The 19,781-nt window shown below is 43.3% G+C and carries 14 protein-coding genes and 1 riboswitch; of the genes, 2 read left to right on the top strand and 12 right to left on the bottom strand.

Annotated elements, in window-relative coordinates:
* Nucleotides 1-46: 46 nt before the first annotated feature.
* From Q4492_RS01635 to Q4492_RS01690, 12 genes are all read right to left on the bottom strand, one after another.
* The gene (locus Q4492_RS01635; RefSeq protein WP_067863480.1) at nucleotides 47-685 is read right to left on the bottom strand and encodes an urea amidolyase associated protein UAAP2; all 639 of its coding nucleotides are present in this window, start codon (nucleotides 683-685) and stop codon (nucleotides 47-49) included.
* Between the two features lie 12 nt (nucleotides 686-697).
* A complete protein-coding gene (locus tag Q4492_RS01640; protein ID WP_303415517.1) occupies nucleotides 698-1,429 on the bottom strand; it encodes an urea amidolyase associated protein UAAP1 in 732 nt (243 codons plus the stop codon).
* Between the two features lie 9 nt (nucleotides 1,430-1,438).
* Entirely contained in the window at nucleotides 1,439-2,242 is an 804-nt protein-coding gene (locus Q4492_RS01645; RefSeq protein WP_303415518.1) for an ABC transporter ATP-binding protein, read from the bottom strand.
* A complete protein-coding gene (locus Q4492_RS01650) occupies nucleotides 2,235-3,065 on the bottom strand; it encodes an ABC transporter permease (RefSeq protein ID WP_303415519.1) in 831 nt (276 codons plus the stop codon). Before Q4492_RS01650 ends, Q4492_RS01645 begins: the two co-directional genes overlap by 8 nt.
* Nucleotides 3,066-3,113: 48 nt before the next feature.
* Entirely contained in the window at nucleotides 3,114-4,193 is a 1,080-nt protein-coding gene (locus tag Q4492_RS01655; RefSeq protein WP_303415725.1) for a putative urea ABC transporter substrate-binding protein, read from the bottom strand.
* Nucleotides 4,194-4,255: 62 nt separating this feature from the next.
* Nucleotides 4,256-4,355, bottom strand: a riboswitch (guanidine-I (ykkC/yxkD leader).
* Nucleotides 4,356-4,744: 389 nt separating this feature from the next.
* Nucleotides 4,745-9,808, bottom strand: a complete 5,064-nt coding sequence (locus Q4492_RS01660; protein ID WP_303415520.1) for a diguanylate cyclase — start codon at nucleotides 9,806-9,808, stop codon at nucleotides 4,745-4,747.
* A gap of 23 nt (nucleotides 9,809-9,831) precedes the next feature.
* A complete protein-coding gene (locus Q4492_RS01665; protein ID WP_303415521.1) occupies nucleotides 9,832-10,545 on the bottom strand; it encodes a hypothetical protein in 714 nt (237 codons plus the stop codon).
* A 9-nt stretch (nucleotides 10,546-10,554) separates the two neighbouring features.
* Nucleotides 10,555-11,349: a gamma-glutamylcyclotransferase family protein gene (locus Q4492_RS01670; RefSeq protein ID WP_303415522.1), complete on the bottom strand. Its 795-nt coding sequence runs from the start codon at nucleotides 11,347-11,349 to the stop codon at nucleotides 10,555-10,557.
* A 116-nt stretch (nucleotides 11,350-11,465) separates the two neighbouring features.
* Complete coding sequence (gene rlmF, locus Q4492_RS01675) at nucleotides 11,466-12,458, bottom strand: 23S rRNA (adenine(1618)-N(6))-methyltransferase RlmF (RefSeq protein ID WP_303415523.1); 993 nt, start codon at nucleotides 12,456-12,458, stop codon at nucleotides 11,466-11,468.
* A gap of 186 nt (nucleotides 12,459-12,644) precedes the next feature.
* Nucleotides 12,645-13,892, bottom strand: coding sequence for an HDOD domain-containing protein (locus Q4492_RS01680; RefSeq protein WP_303415524.1), 1,248 nt, complete (start codon nucleotides 13,890-13,892; stop codon nucleotides 12,645-12,647).
* 403 nt (nucleotides 13,893-14,295) lie between these two features.
* Complete coding sequence (locus Q4492_RS01685) at nucleotides 14,296-14,682, bottom strand: YbaN family protein (RefSeq protein ID WP_303415525.1); 387 nt, start codon at nucleotides 14,680-14,682, stop codon at nucleotides 14,296-14,298.
* A gap of 159 nt (nucleotides 14,683-14,841) precedes the next feature.
* Entirely contained in the window at nucleotides 14,842-17,481 is a 2,640-nt protein-coding gene (locus Q4492_RS01690; protein ID WP_303415526.1) for a nitrate reductase, read from the bottom strand.
* A 358-nt stretch (nucleotides 17,482-17,839) separates the two neighbouring features.
* Between Q4492_RS01690 and Q4492_RS01695 the strand changes: the two genes are divergently transcribed.
* The gene (locus tag Q4492_RS01695) at nucleotides 17,840-18,436 is read left to right on the top strand and encodes an ANTAR domain-containing response regulator (RefSeq protein WP_303415527.1); all 597 of its coding nucleotides are present in this window, start codon (nucleotides 17,840-17,842) and stop codon (nucleotides 18,434-18,436) included.
* Between the two features lie 17 nt (nucleotides 18,437-18,453).
* Nucleotides 18,454-19,476, top strand: a complete 1,023-nt coding sequence (locus Q4492_RS01700; RefSeq protein WP_303415528.1) for a CmpA/NrtA family ABC transporter substrate-binding protein — start codon at nucleotides 18,454-18,456, stop codon at nucleotides 19,474-19,476.
* Nucleotides 19,477-19,781 lie beyond the last annotated feature (305 nt).

The following is a 19,781-nucleotide window of genomic DNA, read 5'->3' on the forward strand; positions in this document are numbered from 1 at the left end:
ATCTGCCAATAAGTAGACAGCACTTTGTTCTACACAAAGCGAAAAACTAATCCCAAATCAGTACTTCGACCGGCGTTGGGTTGTAAGCATTACAAGGGTTATTCAATTGTGGACAGTTGGAGATCAGTACAATCACATCCATGGCAGCCTTCATCTCAACATACTTACCAGCACCACTGATCCCGTCCGCAAAGCTCAATCCGCCATCGGCTGTCACAGGTACATTCATAAAGAAGTTAATGTTGTGAGTAATGTCACGTTTGCTCATGCCAAACTGCTCATTTTCAGCAACCGCTAATAACCAGCTATCGCGGCAAGCATGCATGCATTTTTTATTTAGATCATAACGGACAGTGTTACTTTCTGTTGCGCAAGCACCGCCTAAGGTATCGTGACGACCACAGGTATCAGCAACAATTTCCAGCATTAGATTGCCTTCATTAGATAACAGCTTACTGCCTGCGGTAAGGTAAACATTACCCTGCTCTCGCACCGTATCTATTGCACTGTATCGCTCAGAAGGATCATCTGCGTTGTAAAACAAGGTATCTGCGGCTTGGTTACCCTCTAAATCCAAGATGCGCAAAACCTGACCCGCTTTAACCACTTTCATGTAGTAGTCACCGGCATCAATAGTTTCCCGTTGACTCGCCTGTTCAGCAGCTAATGAACTCTCTTTAATCATGATATTTCTCCCTTAGTGCGAACAAACATGAGGCGTTGCTAAATAACGCTGATTGTTTTCAAATCCGCGTGCATTTTCTGGACGATGATTTAAACAGGTATCGTCTGACGTCAACGGCGCCGCTTTATACATGCTTACTTCAATAGGATGATTAGGGTATTCAGCCGCAGGATTCATAGGATGGGGGCAGGTTGTAAACACCACTAAAGTGTCTATCTCAAAACGTAGTTCAATCACGTCGCCTGCTTTACTGTGTTCTTCGGCAAAACTTAAGTTGCCTTCGTCATCAGTAAAGACCTTACTAAAAAGGTTTAGATTCGCGGCTAAATCCCGTTTACCTAAACCATATTTAGCGACTTCTACCAACAAGCTGTCATAACCGTTTTGCAACCATGCATTACGGTCTTTCTGATAATCACGTGCGCCCCACTTTTCAGCCACTTTGCTTTTATTGGCCACACCACCCACTGTATCAATCCACTGAGTATCATCACGTACAATAGAGCAGAAGATCCGCCCCATATCAGAGTAGAGGCAGTTACCTGTGGTTAATTTAAACGTGTGTTGGCACTTAAGTGAGTCCGGTGCGTTATAGCGCTCTAGTAGATTTTGCGGGTTATAAAACAACATACTGACATTCGCCCCACCTTCTAAATCGGTCAGTTTTAAGCTATGACCGGCAGGTACAACCAAGGACCAATGGCTGGCCCCCGGTATACGATCAGTAAAGATTGCTTCGTTCATATTTCCTCCTCAAGCTGCGCTCGGTTTAACAGCCTGTAATTTAGCGAGTTGTTCTGGGTTTTCTTGTCCCGTACTCAATGGAATATCAAAAGTTACATTGGCACCAAAGCGTTCTGGAGCCTGTTGGTCATGGCGAGTTTTATCAAACACCCATAAGCGGCTCCCTAGCTCAAATCCTTCACTTAGGTCATGAGTAATCATAAAAACAGTTAGTTTCTGTTCCTCCCACAAACTATGGGTAAGCTTGTGCATATCTTTACGAATACCAGGATCTAGAGCGCCAAAAGGCTCATCAAGTAATAAAATTCTTGGTTTACGAATTAACGCTTGAGCTATAGCTAAACGCTGCTGCATCCCACCTGATAGTTCACTAGGGTATTTATCTGCGGCGGGCCCTAAACCTACTTTTTCTAAAATATCCAGCACTTCCGCTTTTGCAGCACGGCGCGCCGAACCAAATAAGCGACCGAGTAAGCGACTGCTCAGAGAGCTTTCGCTAAACTCTTGGCCTAACATCACATTTTCCAGTGCCGTCATATGGGGAAAGACGGAGTATTTCTGAAAGACAATGCCACGTTCGACACTCGGTTCAGGATCTAAAGGTTCGCCGTCCAGTAGAATCTCGCCTTGGCTCGGTTGTTCAATGCCTAATAGCAGGTTTAGAAAGGTTGTTTTCCCACACCCTGAGGCTCCGACAATACTGACAAATTCGCCGGCTTGAACACTAAGGTTTACGCGCTCTAACACAACGTTATCGCCGTACTCTTTCCACAGATTATTGATCTGTATAATGGGGGGCTCAGTTTTAGTCATTGCGAGCTCCTTGCGCTGAGTGGTACCAAGGGAAAGCTAATATAGAGATGCGTTTTAAAGACCAATCCATCGCAAACGCGAGTGTTGTAATCCAAAAAACGTAGGGCAAAATCACATCCATGGCTAAGTAGCGTCGTACCAAGAAGATGCGGTAACCCAACCCTTCTGTCGCTGCAATCGCTTCAGCGGCAATAAGAAAGAGCCAAGCACTCCCTAAGGTCAGACGTACCGCATCAATTAAGCGCGGCATCGTCTGTGGTAAAACCACCCTAAGAATAATCTGCCAGCTATTGCCACCTAAGGTTTGCGCTTTAATCAACTGTTCTGATGGCAGGGCATCGGTGCGTAACTGAATATCTCGAATAATCACCGGCGTTATGCCAATCACAATCAACACCACCTTGGACAGCTCACCTAACCCAAATGTGATAAAGAGGATCGGTAAAATAGCCATGGGAGGAATCAGTGATAATGCAGTCACTAGAGGCGATAAAGGAGATCGGATATAGGGAATCATGCCGTTAAATACGCCAATCACTAAACCGATCATAGCGCTTAACCCAACAGCGATACCTAACCGTTGTAAACTGGCGAAAGTATCTTGCCACAACAGATATTCACCTGTTCGTTTACTAGGCTCAAACCCCATACGAATAATCGCATCCGCGAAACTTCCCATCGATGGGAGCAATTTATCACTTGGGTTTTCAGCCAATCGTGCATCTGATGTCACAAGATATATGACAAACAGAATGATAAAGGGCAGCAACCCAAGTACCAACCGCGAATAGCGGCTGGGTTGACGGTTTATAAGGCGTGTCATTCTAGGCTCCAGTTCTCTATTGGATTAAGCAATTAATGTATTAAGAGATTACAGAGAGCCGTCGGCAGCCATTTTCATATACGCTGGGTTAAAACGAAGTTTGATATTCGCTGCGTTACCGTAAACACCTGCGGGTGTTTCAATACCTATGAACTTAGCATCCGGTGCACCTTCACCCAAAAGACCATGTTCAAATGAGAATTCACTCACTTTCTGCATCGTTTTTGTAAGGCTGTCACTATTTGTGAATTCTAGGGCGGAGGCAGCGGTATAGAACATTTTTGTAGAGGCAAGCTGAGCTTCATAACCCGCTAGATCAGTACCTGATGCTTCAGCCATAAAGCTTTTCGCTTTAATTGAGCCTTCATCATTAGCAGCAATGGTTGTCATGATCTCATACCAAGCACCTACTAAGGCTTTACCCAGTTTTGGATTCGCTTCAAGGGTTTCAGTATTAACAACCATCAGGTCAATAATTTCACCTGGGATCATAGAGGAATCAAATACTTTGCTTGCATTCGGCATAGCCGTTATTTCACTTAGCAAAGGGTTCCAAGTGGTAACTGCTGTCACATCGTCAGCACTAAAAGCAGCAACAAGATCGGCATCAGAGGTATTAACCACTTTAACGTCTTGCTCTGTCATGCCAACTGTTTCAAGGCCGCGTGCTAGTAAATAATGGGAAACACTTAACTCAACTAGGTTAACTTGCTGGCCTTTAATATCTGCCAATGTTTTAGCGTCTTTAAGTACAACACCATCGTTACCGTTTGAGAAATCCCCAACGATAAGCGCTGTTGAATCAACACCACTCGCTGCAGGGATAGTTAATGCATCCATGTTAGTCATTACAGTGGCATCAAACTGGCCTGCCGTGAACTGGTTAATAGACTCAACATAGTCATTGACCTGAACAACGTCGATTTTAATGCCGTATTTATCAGCCCACTTATCCACGATCCCTGTCGCTGCGCCATAATCCCATGGCATCCAACCGACGTAGATCGTCCAAGCGACTTTAAATTCGCTTTTTTCTTCAGCTTGAAGAGTTGAGGAAAAACTTAGTAGAAGGGAGAACACTGAAGCGCACATCAGCAGCGTTCGCATGAAAGATCGAATGGTATTCATCATAACTTCACCTTTGTAGTTTCACGAAAATTAAGCACAAGAGACATCACCAATAGGTTTTGTTCTCCCGGGCTTTTATCCCTCCGTGTGACCTCAGGTGAGGTTGGTAACTCTCGGTCCAGACACTACATCTTTGTAGTCGGAACCCTAGATACCCATTTGATCAAATTGTCATAAGCGGTATTAACCATAATTAATACCAACCTAAGTATGCTCTTGTGCATATTGCTTTATACAAAAGCAAAATAAGGGCCAAACAAACTAAATTCTTTAAAAACAAAAAGTTAAAAATATAAAATCGACTCAAAGAACACTTAATCTGCCCCAAAAGAAAACAAAAATAGCATCCACGCCCCAAAAAAAGGCAAATTATCCTTACAAACTCACCTGTACTGAGCGGCAAGCAGCTAGACGACTCGAACTATATAGGGTGAATGAACTTTGACTAGAGATTAAGAGAAAAACCGATAGGGTTTACTGGGATGAAGCTTACAAAGTTAAGTGATGCTGTCCTCGGTCGTTGCTAATAGAACGTTATTTAGTGCTATTAATTAACTAATATTAGAGGCTTGTTGTAATTGATTTCGCCCCATCCTTTTCGCACGATATAAAGCAATATCCGCTTCACGAAGCAAGCTATCAGCCCCCTGCTCTATTACCGGAATCATAGTAGCGGTACCTACACTGACCGTCACTACATGACTGGCTGATGAATGAGCATGCTCAATCGTCATATCCTGCACAGCACAACGAACCTTCTCACCAATAAGTGCTGCGCCTTTATAATCGGTATCCGGAAGAATGAGCATAAACTCCTCTCCCCCATAACGTGCCACTAAATCAGTAGGTCTAAGAAGTTGAGATTGCACCGCTTTGGCAACGGCAATCAAACAATCATCTCCGCCTTGATGTCCGTAGTTATCATTGAAGGCCTTAAAATTATCAACATCAAGCATAATAATCGTGAGTGGGTGTGCTTCTCTGCGTAAACGCTCCCAAACTTCAGCTAGATAAGCATCACCTCTGCGTCTATTGGCTACCCCCGTCAAACCATCCCGATCAGCTAGCCCTTGTAGCTCTTGATTGACTTGTTCTAAACGAGCCGTTCGTTCAGCAACTTTATCTTCCAAGGTTTTAGAGTGCTCCTGCACTTGCTCATAAAGGCGTGCATTCTCAATGGCCACAGATGCTTGAGCAGCTAAAAGACGAATAACCTCAACACGATCATGTCTAAAAACGCCGCTTGCAAGATTATTTTCCATATAAAGCACAGCCTCAAAGCGCTCTCTTTGAATAGGTACACACAACACAGATAAAGGCTTAAATGTCTGTATATAGGGATCATGGATAAAACAGCCATCGTCTAGTGCATTATGAAGTACGATCGCAGAACCATTGTGAAATACTTGGCTTAGCAAAGTGACAGGTAAAGGTATTTTCTCACCAGCAACCGTTGAAATAAGTGAATGATTTGCTAACCCCTCTGCCGACAAATGATCTGGCAGTTTTACCGCTTCTACCACTAATTCCCCCTCGTGCTTAACCACGAGGCAACCCCATTGAGCACCTGCATTTTCTAGTAAAATGCTCATACTGGTTTTGAGTAATCGGTCTAATAAAATTTCGCCAGATATGTCACGAGACGCTTTCATAACTGAGGCTAAATCAAGATCTGTCATCTCCTGCTTGGCCGTTGACAGATAAGCACTAGCGGAGCACTCAGTTAATATAGAGAACTCCTGCTCAAGTAATTCCACCTTACGGTGTGCCCCCCAGCGATCATAAATACGATGGGCCGCTCTCAAATAACCTTCCGCTGATCGTCTACGGCCAAGGCCGATAAGAAAACGGGCAGCACGTTCGCATGCTGTCGCCTCATCACGCAAAAAGCCACTTTCTCTAGCTGCATCAATCGCCACATCATAAAGCTCTAAGGTGCTTTCCGGGCAGCCATAGATCTTTTCTAATTCTGCTTCCATTAAAAATTGAAGGTGACGGAAGTTCTCAGCACAGTTATCTGCTAAACGCCGCATACGGGCAAGATCACGCTCTAAACGTTGACCTGTTTCAGCCTGATCGTCAGTTCCCATTAATGGAAAATGTGTTGCAAGCGTCAGAAAAGATACAATATAAAAACGCACTAACTGTGGTAGCGACATGGAAGATTTGATCATCAAATCCTGTGCACGAACAAAGCTCAACGCACGATCATAATCGCCATACAAAAAGCAGATCTCCGCAGTATAGATCTGATAATTGGCAATCCCTGTCATAAACTGACGTTCACGCATACCCTCTAAGCAGCGCTGCTCATCAAAGTCATCATCACTTAAGGTAAACGGGGTATGCGTCAGTCCCAGCAAATTACGCTGTAACTGCAAAAATAAGGTGCCAGAATCTAATGAGTCCTGATAAGCACACTCTCGAACAATCTCTAAATTTTCCGCATGTAGACGATGGGCCGTTTCTAAATCAAGAGTAGGATCCCAAATCACACAGTCTTGAGCACTGTATGCAAGGTAAAGCAGATCTCCGGATTGATAACCCGATTCAATACCTTTACGAAATAAAGGGGTCAACGTAGACCAATGATTACTCCAGTGATGAACAAACATTGCGTAAACATAAATCACGCGTGTCCGTAGCGCCTGATCATCAAAACGGTCATTCAAAGCTAAACCAACTTTCCCATATTGATAACCCTCTTCGGGCTCGTCAATATCACCACACAAGAGCATGCCGTAAGCGGCATATGCAAAAGCGGATTCGGGGCTATTTCCATGCCGTAAGGAAAGATTGACTGCCTTTAAGACCAGATACGGAAATAGATTCCCACAACCCGAAAGAAACGTGGCTGGAAAAATTTCCATCATAAGACGTATCGCGGTTAAAACAGCCTCATCTTTAACTAACGGAGCATCCACAAGCTCCGCAACTTGGCGTTCACCTAAGTTAATCTTAACCCTCTGCCGCTCCTCGGCAACCTCTTCATCTGTTGGATTATCGGTAAACTCCACACCTAAAAGCGCAAGGCCTTGAATAGCAGAGAGAATCGATGCCTCCATCTTTCCAAGGGTCGAATACTGTCGTGTTCGTGTGGCCAGAATGTCACTTCTCTGCAAATCAGTATGCGCATGCTCTAATAAAATTTCGATCCACTCTTCTGCCTGCTCCGTTCGAGCTGTGAGATAAGTACATTGTTGGATCTCTATAGCTAAAGGTTGCATTAACTTTGGCGCGCTACACCAAGGATTAGCGGGTAATAAACCAATAGCTATTTGTAGATAATTCAGTGCCACCTCATAAGCCGAAGTGTGTTTCGCTCGCACAGCGGAACGTAGATTAAGTTCAGCAAGATATAAACGCTCCGCTTCCGACTCAATCAGTAAACGCCCTTCGTTTAAATGCTCCACAATATCAATTAAGCGATCATTAGGTACAGTTTCACCAGCATGACGTAACATGCGACGACCTACAGAAAGATGTACCTCAGGTAAACGCTGAACGTCGATAAGCGTATAAGCAGCTTGCTGTATACGGTCATGCTGGAACCTATAAATTGGATTAAACCCTAACGCCTCCGAATTCCGCCCGACCAAACGATAATCACTATGCAAAGGTAGCACTGTATGAAGTTTCAATGCAGGTAAAAGTGCTATAGCCGTATCATCAATACTTTGTTCAGAAATAGCCGCTAAGGTTTGAAGATCAAACGTACTTCCAATGCACGCGGCTAACTGTAAAACATTCTGAGTCTCAGGCTGAAGCTGACGGAGGTTACCCACCATAAATTCAACAACATCTGTACTTACATTTGACCAACGGGCGGCATCAAGATCCCAACACCACTTGCCACTCTGTTTATCTGCTGTAATAGCCCCCTCTTTATGCAGCTGCCTCAATAGCTCATTGATAAAAAAAGGGTTGCCGAGTGTTTTATAAAAAAGCATATCGCTCAATATATAAGTTTCATCCAGCTCACCACACAATGCATCAGCCACTAACTGCCTTACGGAATGTTGATCGAGCGCCCCTAAAGGAAGTTGACGAATATTATGCTGATTGCTCAAATCATCAAGCAACAAACCTAAAGGATGACCGCTGCCAATTTCGTTACTTCTATACGATCCAATTAACAATAAATGGCTCATCTCTCTTGAGGTAACTAAGCGTTTCAACAGCGCCAACGTGGGCACATCACTCCACTGTAAATCATCAAGAAACAGAACAACGGGGTGGCCTTCTCCTGCAAAGACTCGGAGAAACGCAGTTAATAGAATCTGCAAACGGTTGCGCTCTTCAGCGGGAGGAAGTGCTGCTACCTCAGGCTGATGACCAATAATAATTTCTAATTCAGGTACCAAATCTGTCACTAAACGAGCATTAGGCCCTAAAGCGTCAAGCAACTTCTTCCGCCACTCACCCAGTCCCACTTCTGGTTCAGCTAATAGCTGTTGTACCAAGCCTCGATAGGCCGTTATTAAAGCGGTATAAGCCTCCCCTTGCTGAAACTGTTCAAATTTACCTTGAACAAGGAAGCCTCGTTCGCGTACCAGCGGGCGATCAATCTCATTAACAAGCGCGGATTTTCCGACCCCAGAATAACCATGAACTAAACAAAACTCAGTTCGTCCCGTCACTGCACTTTCAAATAACTCAAATAATTGAGCCAATTCAGCTTCGCGGCCATATAAATTTTGCGGTATTAGAAACTTCTGTACTACATCATTCTTTCCCAACTCGAAAGGCTCGATGCTGTGATCTTCAATCGATAGTTTCTCCGCGCAACGTTCGAGATCATAGATAATACCTTCGGTACTTTGATAACGCGTTTCAGGTTCTTTTGAGAGTAATTTAAGAACAATCGCTGATACAGCTTTAGGGATCTGAGGTCTTAGCTCGTCTGGAGCAGGCGGCAAACAGCTCATATGGCTATAAACCCACTCCAGCAGGGTATCCGCTTGAAAGGGCAGCCTACCTGTCAATAACTCAAACAGCAGCACACCCAGCGAGTAGTAATCCGACCTATAATCTACATCACGGTTCATCCGCCCTGTCTGTTCAGGGGATATATAGGGCAAAGGCCCTTCGAGACAACGAGACATCTGCACCGCTTGACGCTCTTGATCTAATTCGGAGGCAATACCAAAACCGGCAATAGAAACACCTTTTGTTAAGGTATCGAACAATATATGGCCCGGCGTTAATGCTTTATGGACTATATCCTTCTCATGTATACCTCCTAAAGCTCGAACTATACTCAAAGCTATATTGAGCACATCAGTTACAGGCAATCCCCATCGCCCTTCACGAATGAGCAATGTTTTAAGGGTGTTATCAAACAACTCGCCGACTAAGGCTAAATTACCGCTGCCATGGGGTAGCACTTCATGGACTTTTCGAACCCCTACAACCTCCGATAGATGTTGGCCGATTAATCCCTCTCGACGAATACCTGCCACTTGATGACGTTCTGGAAATTCAGTATCGAGTGTCTCAATAGCAACAGGAAGATCATTGGATAAGCAGCGCGCACGGTAAACGACCCGCCCATCAGCCCGCCATAGTACTGAACCGATGATATAACCGGGTAATTTTAAGCCGACGCCCCTCACTCCATGCTCCCTAGCACTGGGCACTAAAGGGAGAACATTCGTTGAAATGTCGCATTATAATCATCGAACGCGGTATCAGAGACAGGGGCACCATGACCACATAGAGCATGTTTAAATGGCAAGGCTAACAGGCGTTTAAAGTCATCCCCTAAAGGTTCAGCCGCTTGCGCCCATACAGGGCCTATATTGGCGGGCACAAAAAAGTTCATATTTTGCATCAGTTCTTTAGAGGCATCGGAAAAATATTGATCTGGCTCTAACCAGTTTTGTAGTGCGTCGCAGGCGATAAGAACACCATCTGCTCGATCAATGTGTAAAATGCCTTCGGGTATTTTTGTAGTCTCAAAGATAAATAGCGAAGCATCTGAGATAGGTAAGTTTTCTGTTGTAAGTACACGTGCGTCCTTCACACTTTTACCGCTTTCCATACCAGGTAAAGTCCAGTAGTCAGCATCATACCGATCCACATAAAACTCATCATCACGCCCATGTAAACATCCTAGACGGATAACATCTGTCACCTTTCCTAGACGCTCTAATGCCGCAAGCCCTTCTTCGTCTAAACGTACACTATTAACAAGGATCAGGCGCTCACCATCCCGAACCACCGTCATATTACGACTAAACGCCCAGTCCATCTCCTGTAAAACGGTCTCCATAGCACCACTAACAAAAAACAGGTCTGGAAATACCTCTTCTAATGCACCATGGGCAAGCGCTGGGGGAAAATGATTCATTAATACTCCTTACTCTTCGCTGTAATCAAAGCGTCCAACATAACGGTACTCGCGAGCATATTCGTGTAGAAACGCGTCTAAATATTGCCGCTGGGCCTGATTAAAGCGCCTGTGCCTCACATCATCCATAGTTTCACTATGATCGCTACAATCTAGCCTTTTTAGATGAAACAATGTCATATCTTTACCCCCGAAGAAACCTTTTAAATATTCATGCTGTCGTCGCGCCTCCGACATATCAAAAACAGACCCATCCAACACCGTATACAATGGATACTGAGCTAAAGAAGTTCTATTAAATTGAGGATAATCACCTTGGGGAGGCTGAAAAGGAGGGTATACGCCGGGGTCATGCACAGGGTGACGTGCAAGCGCTGTTACATATTCAGCATCAAGTCCTGCTGATCGGGCACCCTCAACAATAATATTAAGGTAGCGCTGGCTAGGTAAACACATCTCATTGATAAACTCAGCTATGCCAATATAGGCAAACGCCGTGATAGTTCCACTTTCTGTTTCCACATCAACATTGACTCGGTCATAACCATGGCCGCAAGCTTCTACCGCATCTAAAGGTGCAAGCGCCTCATCTGGACACTCATAAAGCACACCCCAAACACAATCACTCAGATTACCGGTACATTCAATATTTCCAACACCGCCCTCCTGCCGGAAGAAATGCTGCACATTAAAGCGCAAACGCCAACCGCGCAAAACCGCTCGCTGTGATGTTAAAGGCTCAACACCTTTAGCTCGTAGAGAGAGCTGATTCATATTGGAGCCAAAACCGAAATAACGAAACATGTGATATAAACCACCTTATAGGGGCAATACACTAAGCCAGCACTTAACCTAAATCGACGTTATTTGGCTGACAGCAAGACCTTTACAATACAGAGATAGGACTCAAAATCAATAGCTTAGGAAGCAGAAGAAGGATCAAGAAAGGAAAGCTCACGATCCGATGCAGTATAAAAACTCCAAGCAACAAAGCGGCTAACTTTTTGCCCTTGCGCCATCTCAACCGTTTTAACTTTTTTAGCATTCACCTGCTTAAGTACCTGATAAACAGCCGGCAGATTATCTTTTTTAGATATTAACGTCGTAAACCAAAGCACATTATCTGCAAAGTGTTTACTCTCTTTAATCATTTGGCGTACAAAAGCGATCTCGCCACCTTTACACCACAATTCAGCGCCCTGCCCGCCAAAATTGAGTTTCTCTTTAGCCTTATCCGCATTTCCATTAGCTCGATTTAAGTTTCTCACTTTACGCTTATTTCCCGCGCTAGCTTCTGCAAGCGAAGCATGAAAGGGGGGATTGCAGATAGAGAAATGGAAGAACTCTTCCGGCTGAATAATATTTTCAAAGATTCGATCAGACGAGGGCTGCAATCGGCACTGCAATTTATTCTTCATCACCTTGTTTGATCTAACAATCTCACCCACCGCAGCAATGGAGATAGGATCTATATCAGAGCCAACAAACTGCCACCCATAGCTCTGACTACCAATAATGGGATAGATACAGTTAGCCCCCACGCCCACATCTAAACCACGCACCTTTGTACCTACAGGTACACGACCTCCGTTACTCTCCGCTAGCAGGTCCGCTATATGATGTATGTAATCTGCTCGTCCTGGGATAGGTGGGCAAAGATAACCTTGAGGAAGATCCCAAAATGCTATCTGATAGAATACTTTCAAAAGAGCTTGGTTAAGTAATTTAACCGATTGCGGGTCAGAAAAGTTAATGGAATCTTGCCCATTAGGCGTTTGATATACGTGGGATAGCAGCTCTGGAGATGCTTTGCACAGCTGATCAAAATCATAACGTGAGCGATGGAGATTGCGAGCGTGCAGTGAGGTTTTAACTACAGATCGATCACTGCTACTTTTCAAAGGTTTACTCACACATCCTCACATTCTAATATCAGCTCATATTTATCAGTGAGATTGTAGCAAGATAAGTGAAAAGGGTTTAAGAAAGTTACCCCTGTTAGGCTAAAAAAATCGCCAAGTCTTACCGACTACAGACCCCAAACGTATGTTTCCTGCAAGACTTGGCCAAAGTTACCAGCGATTTTATGAGATCCTCTCTTATAAGTTGGATACCATGCGAACACGGTATTCATTGGCGACAATCCGCCATTGTGGGACTTCATCCATAACGCCCACTTGATCTAAATAACGTAGTGATAAATTACTCGCGAGATTACACTCTCCTTCCACATGCACTGAGGGTATCATTGCATCAGCAACATGCACGGCAGTTAGTACTTTAAAATCATGATCTTTAGATAGATGTGGGACATGATGTAACATCACCGCCTCTATCACTTGAGGAGGTAAGTTCCATAAAGCAAGCAAAGCGCCCGCCACCTCACCATGGAAAAAGCCAAAAGCGGCCTTCTCTACCAAATAAATAGGTTTACTTTTTTTAACCGCATAATTTAATAGTTTTTTATATTGCTCTGGATTATGAGATGCCATTATCAATATACCCAAATCATGCAGTAAACCCGCCAAAAAGGCTTGATCCTGCATCACTTTGCTGGCACCTGCTCGACGACAGATGGTCTGTGCCAAACGAGCCACAACTAAGGAGCGCGCATTCATCTGCTCAAATGAAAATGCCTTCCAATCATCTGGGCTTTTAAACTGGTTATTTAACTGGCTACTCAAGGCAAGACTACGTAAGTTACGAACACCTAACATAGAGATCGCTTCTTTTAAATCAACGATAGTGCGTTCAAAACCAAAGAAAGCAGAATTTACCTGCTTCATGATTTGCGCGACAACGGCGGGATCTTGCTCAACAATTTCACCAATATCAGCCAAATCTGCTCGATCAGAATTAATAGCATCAGTAAGTTGACGATAGATACTAGGGGGTGACGGCAAGCAACCAACAGACCCTACATAAGCTTGTAAGGAGCTTCGATTAAGTAAGTGGAGTAATTTAATTTGATATTCAAGCGACGCCCCTAAGTCTTCAATCGTTACAGCGCTAGGATAAATTCGGTGTGCCACATCCGCCGCTTTCGCTTTTTGAGCAGCATTCCAATATTCTGCCCCCATAAACACTCGAACAGACGTAGGATGGCGTTTAGCTATTTGAGCCATCAACTCAATATCAACTTGAGCACGCATAGAGCAAGGGATAATCACCGCATCACAAATCTGCTCATCTAAGCATAAAAGCAAACTGTCTTTAGAATCAAAGCGAACAAAATCCCACGCAAGATTAGACGCCGTGACATCTCTAGTCCAATTAGTATATCGGCATTCAGCATCCAACATGACTACTTTGAAATTATGTAAAGAACTATTAGTGATCGTGCTCATGGCCTTTACTCACAATTATTGAGTTAATCATTACAAACCTTGTACCTGTAAAATAGTGAGTATAAGGCGTTTTAAAAGTCTGTTTTTATTAAAATTTTAGCTAATTAAAACGAATAAAATAAAAGCTGTTTGAAAAACAGGGCAAACCACCCACAAAACAAAGGTTATTAATTACTCATTTGTTTTGATTAAAATTTTATCGACCTTTTAATGAGTATATTTCATTTTAAAATCACTAAATAAGATCAAAATATAAAAAAACAATTCAATAAACATCCATTAAACTTTGTAAAAACAAAGTGTTTTTTACTAATTATTCCATATTTATTTTTATAGAAAAAAGGTGCTCTTGAGCATATAAAAAGTACCCATAAAACGAACTCTATACAAAATAAAAGAAGCACTACTCTTGTAACTCTAACTTTGAAGGGCGCGACCAGATATACAGCAGCGCAATAATAATCGTAGCAACAACTCCCGCTTTTAAACCTAAGTGAAATGATTTAAAAAACAGAGGATAAATAACCATTAACAACATCATTGTCGTAGCCAGAATCTTCATTTTTGTTGGGATAACACCGCCATTTTCCCAATCTCGTATATATTGACCGAAATACCGATTATTTAATAAAGCCTGATGCAGGCGTTCAGAACTACGTGAAAAACAGAAAGTAGCGACAAGCAAGAAAGGTGTTGTAGGAAGAAGCGGTAGGATTACGCCAATAAATCCAAGAACGACACATAAGCAACCGACTATGAGGTATATAGAACGTATAATTTTAGCTTTCACTATTCCTCCTTTAACAGCATAAACCTAAAGCCTAAGTAGATACTTAACCTATCTAATAAGATAGTCAGTAAAAAAAAGGCACCTAACGATGCCTATAATTATCTCTACTCTGGAAAAGCTCTACACTCAGTGCAATGGCCCCTCTCTGGTTATCATTGTTTATTTCAGCTCTTTTGCCAATATAGCATTCAATTCAGGAATACAGGATCCACAGTTAGTTCCACACTTAAGCTTATCCCCGAGCATATCAACCGTCCTAGAACCTAACCCTATCGCTTCTACTATGGCATTACTACCTACTTGATAACAACTACAGATCATCTCACCGGGATTTTCAATTTCACATCCGGTTACACTCAAGATAAAACGGCGTTGATCAATCGACAATTCCGCTTCAGAAAACATCTCCTCCAACCAACGTGTAGAAGGTATCTCTCCATAAGGCATAACAAAAAAAGTCCATTCAAGTGCTTCGCCTTTTAGCCCCGCTGCTCTAAAGTTTTGGCTATTCGGATCTTCTAACCAGATAGACACATCCCCTAAATGCTCTTTGCACCAAGCAATACCGTCAACCAACTCAACACTATCAGCAAGATAATAAAAAGTAACATCACCTTTAGGTACTTTGGACCAGTATTCAACGGGTAAATTGATTTCCAAATCAGAGCGACACATTAGCCACCCTTGCCAACTCGGATTAAGTTTAGAAAGACTGACTCGTCCATGCTTAGACTCAGGCTGCCCTGAAATAGGGTCCGTCACGGGTTCCAGTAAAGCGCCCATTTTAGCCAAGGAACTAAATTCATTATTCCAATGCATAGGCACAAACAGCTCGCCCCTACGCTGCTCCGATACCATAACTCGAGCACGGCCAATATAATCCCCTTGAGGATGGCTCAGCTTAACCAACTCGCCATCAGAGATCTGCTCTTTTAGCGCATCGGCCTGATTAAGCTCCACAAAAGGTTCATCCCTATGTTGAAACAAGCGGCGCGCACGTCCACTCATTGCCATGGTATGCCATTGATCTCTAATACGGCCTGTATTTAAGATATAAGGCAGTTCAGGGGTGACTTGCTGAATAGGGCTTGAAGCCTGAATAGGTATAAACCTTGCCCGTTTTGATGGCGTAAAAAAGCGGCCATCTGAAAACATACGCGCAGTCCCGTAAGGTGCTTCCTGAGTCACCGGCCACTGAACCGGTTTAAAAGAATTATAAGTATCAATATCTATATCTTGATACAGACTAATATCAAAATCTCTGTTGCCATCATTCTCAAAACCAGAGAGCGCAGCATGCTCTGCAAAAATTTCTGCTGGATGTTGATAAGAGAATGCATCTTCAAAACCCATTTTCTTGGCCACTTCACTAATAATCCACCAATCATGTTTAGCCTCCCCCGTAGGTGCTAAGAGACTACGCTGACGTGAAATTCTTCTCTCTGCATTAGTGACTGTGCCATCTTTCTCACTCCATCCTGTTGCGGGTAAGCAAACATCAGCATATTTAAGGGTTTCAGTACTCGCCATACAATCAGAAACAACCACTAAGGGACACTTTTCCAACGCCCGTGTCACTTGATGGGTATTAGGTAAACTCACTGCAGGATTTGTCCCCATAATCCAAACCGCTTTAACTTTACCCTCTTCAATAGCTTGAAAAAGCTCAACCGCCTTTAAACCTTCGGTTTGAGCAATATTCGGTGCATTCCAAAAACGCGAGACAAGATCTATATACTCAGGCGAAGAGAAATCCAAATGCGCGGCTAGCTGATTTGCTAAACCGCCAACCTCACGCCCACCCATAGCATTAGGCTGTCCAGTAATAGAAAACGGGCCCGCACCTTCAAAACCTATACGACCGGTAGCAAGGTGGCTATTAATAATCGCATTGGAATTATCAGTGCCACTAAAAGACTGGTTTACCCCTTGAGAATAAAAGGTCACAACTTTTTCAGTCTGGGCAAACCACTCATAAAACGTTGTTAAAATATCACTCTCTAGGTCGCAATACTTAGCTACCGCTGAAACGGAGTCAAACTGCTGCTGGGCTGAAGCTAAAGCAAGCTCAAAACCTTCTGTGTATTGCTCAATGTAATCATGATTTAAACAATCCTGATCAGCCAAGTAGCTCAATAATCCTGAAAATAACTCACTATCGGTACTTGGCTTAAGCGCTAAATGAAGATCCGCTAAATCACAGGTTGCTGTTCGGCGAGGATCAACCACTACTACTTTAAGGGAAGGGTTCTTTTTCTTAGCAGCCTGCATACGTTGATATAAAACAGGGTGGTTCCACGCGGTATTACTGCCGACCAGCACCAATAGTTCCGCTTTTTCCAAGTCTTCATAGGAACATGGCACTGTATCGCTACCAAAGGCACGTTTATAACCCGCTACAGCGGACGACATACAAAGACGTGAATTCGTATCTACATTGGCGCTACCAATAAAACCTTTCATCAGTTTATTGGCTACATAATAATCTTCTGTGAGCAACTGACCGGATAAGTAAAAAGCTACAGAGTCAGGCCCGTGCTCCAATATAGTGCGAAGAAATTTAGAAGAGACCTCATCTAGTGCGCTATCCCAAGAAACAGGGACATTATTTATAAGAGGGGAAAGTAGACGACCACCCGCACCTAATACCTCATGCAGGGCTGAGCCTTTAACGCATAACCTGCCAAAATTAGCCGGATGAGATTTATCGCCTTTAACACCGATTGAACCGGAATCCAGAATATCAGCATCAACACCACAGCCCACACCGCAGTATGGACACGTTGTCATTTTGTGCATCTAAACCTCCACTGCTTTGTAACACACAAATCCAGATGCACTTTCCAGTTTACAGCGTACACGGCACGGAGCCACATATCTGCTAGTTGCCAGATAAGTGCGCTCCGTTGCGCTACTATAATTTTTTATGTACTAAACATGCTGTACATTTTTATCAATAAATATGATGAGTGACTCAGCAAGCAATGTGCCAATTGATAATATAGGCTAAGCTCAACTCATTTCACAGCCGCCCAATTAACTGTTAAAAGTAGAAAAATGGGCAGCGAAAATAGAGAAAACTTAAAACCGCCCCATAATGGAACATTTATTGCTTATTTAATTCCTATCCAACTCCGGATATGGATTAATAAGTAACGTGAATCGTTTAAATGTTTTATTGATAGATGACGAACCGGAAAGAGTCCAAGCGCTCAAAGAAGCGCTACACTCATTAGGCCATTATGTCGTCTGCCAACTACCAAATACTACCCATCTCAATAAACGCGTAGAGGATACTCATCCTGATATCGTGATTATAGATATGGATTCGCCTAATCGAGACACGCTCGAAAGTATGTCTACGATGAGTAAGAACAATCCAAGACCCATCATTTTTTTCGCTGAGCAGCAAAACGATCGCAAAACCATGTGTGATGCTATCAATGCCGGTGTCAGTGCTTATATCGCAGACGGATTACAACCCGAGCGAGTTAAAGCCATTATGGATACCGCTATTGCTCATTTCGATGCTCACAGTTCACTACGCGCAGAACTCGAAAAAGCTAAAACTCAATTAGCGGATAGGAAAGTTATTGAAAAAGCCAAAGGCATGCTAATGAAGCATCAAGGGTGCGATGAGAAACAAGCATTTGAAACGCTTCGAAAATTAGCCATGGATCGAGGTCAAAAACTACCTGATGTCGCTCAGAGTGTTATTGATGTTCTGGAACTAACGAACGGCCTGCGCAAGTAGAGATGAGAGGATAATTTATGTCAGAATTACTGACAGTTGAAAAAAACAAACTAAAGCTCGGTTTTGTCGCGCTATTAGATTGTGCACCTTTAGTTGTTGCTAGGGAAAAAGGCTTTTTCGAGAAGTATAATCTCAACGTTGTTTTGTGTAAGGAAGCCTCCTGGGCTTCGATACGGGATAAAGTCAGTTTCGGTCTTTACGATGGCGCCCACATGCTCGCACCTATGCCATTAGCCGCTACACTGGGCTTAAATGGCAATAAAACAGCAATGTTAACCGCCCTATCCCTCAGCCAAAACGGTACGGCAATCACTTTATCTAAAGAGTTCCATACCCTCTTATCCAAAACAATTGATAACTGGGAAGACGACAAACTAGTCGGTGAGCAATTTAAAAAACAGGTAAAGAGCAGCTCAGTCAAACCGGTCATGGCAACGGTATATCCATACTCAAACCATTATTATCAGCTTCGTTACTGGCTTGAACAACATGGGATTGATGCAGAACATGATGTGCAATTAATCGCTGTTCCACCAACCCAGATGATACCAAGCTTATCTAATGGCGCTATAGATGGTTATTGCGTAGGTGAACCTTGGAACAGTTTAGCGCTCATTCAGAAGATCGGCGGCTTACTGACGACCGGGCACAAAATATGGGGAGCCCATACAGAAAAGGTTCTTGGTGTGACTCAAGAGTGGGCAGCGGCCTACCCTAATACCCACCAAGCATTAGTAAAAGCGTTATATGAAGCTTGCCAATGGGTTGAAGATATCAACAATAAAGAGGAGCTCTACCAACTCCTTGCGCTACCTCCATACCTAGATCAAGCCGCCACTAAGCTTTCTGACTACACACCACCCTTGGCAATGGAGCAGCATTTCGCTGGCGCGACGGTTAACATTCCAGATCCTAAACAGGGTATTTTTATACTGGAGCAGATGAAGCAGTGTGGACAACTATCAAACCAAGAAGCTGATTTCTCCGAGATTAGCCACTCAGTCTACCGCCATGATCTTTTTCAGCACTGGATCAGCTGAAATTAAAGGCAGAAGCACATCTTCTGCCTTACCTTTTTCTTGATTAGGCTTTATCGACAGTAAGAGCGAAAACCTCCCCATAATGTCAGAAACAAACCTTACACCCTTTTTGCATCAATACGCACCTCTTATGACCACTCACGCACTATTGTGCAGCGCGGCAGCTCTGTTTAATCTTACAAAAAACCAAGAAATTAAAACTAACTATCTGTTTATAAAAGAATTTATAATTAATGGCACAGCACATGCTTTATTAATCCACAAAGAATTGCTCAATGATGGGCACTCTCAAAAGATTACAAGGG

Origin of the sequence: Neptuniibacter sp. 1_MG-2023 (assembly GCF_030547185.1) — a bacterium.
GTDB lineage: Bacteria > Pseudomonadota > Gammaproteobacteria > Pseudomonadales > Balneatricaceae > Neptuniibacter.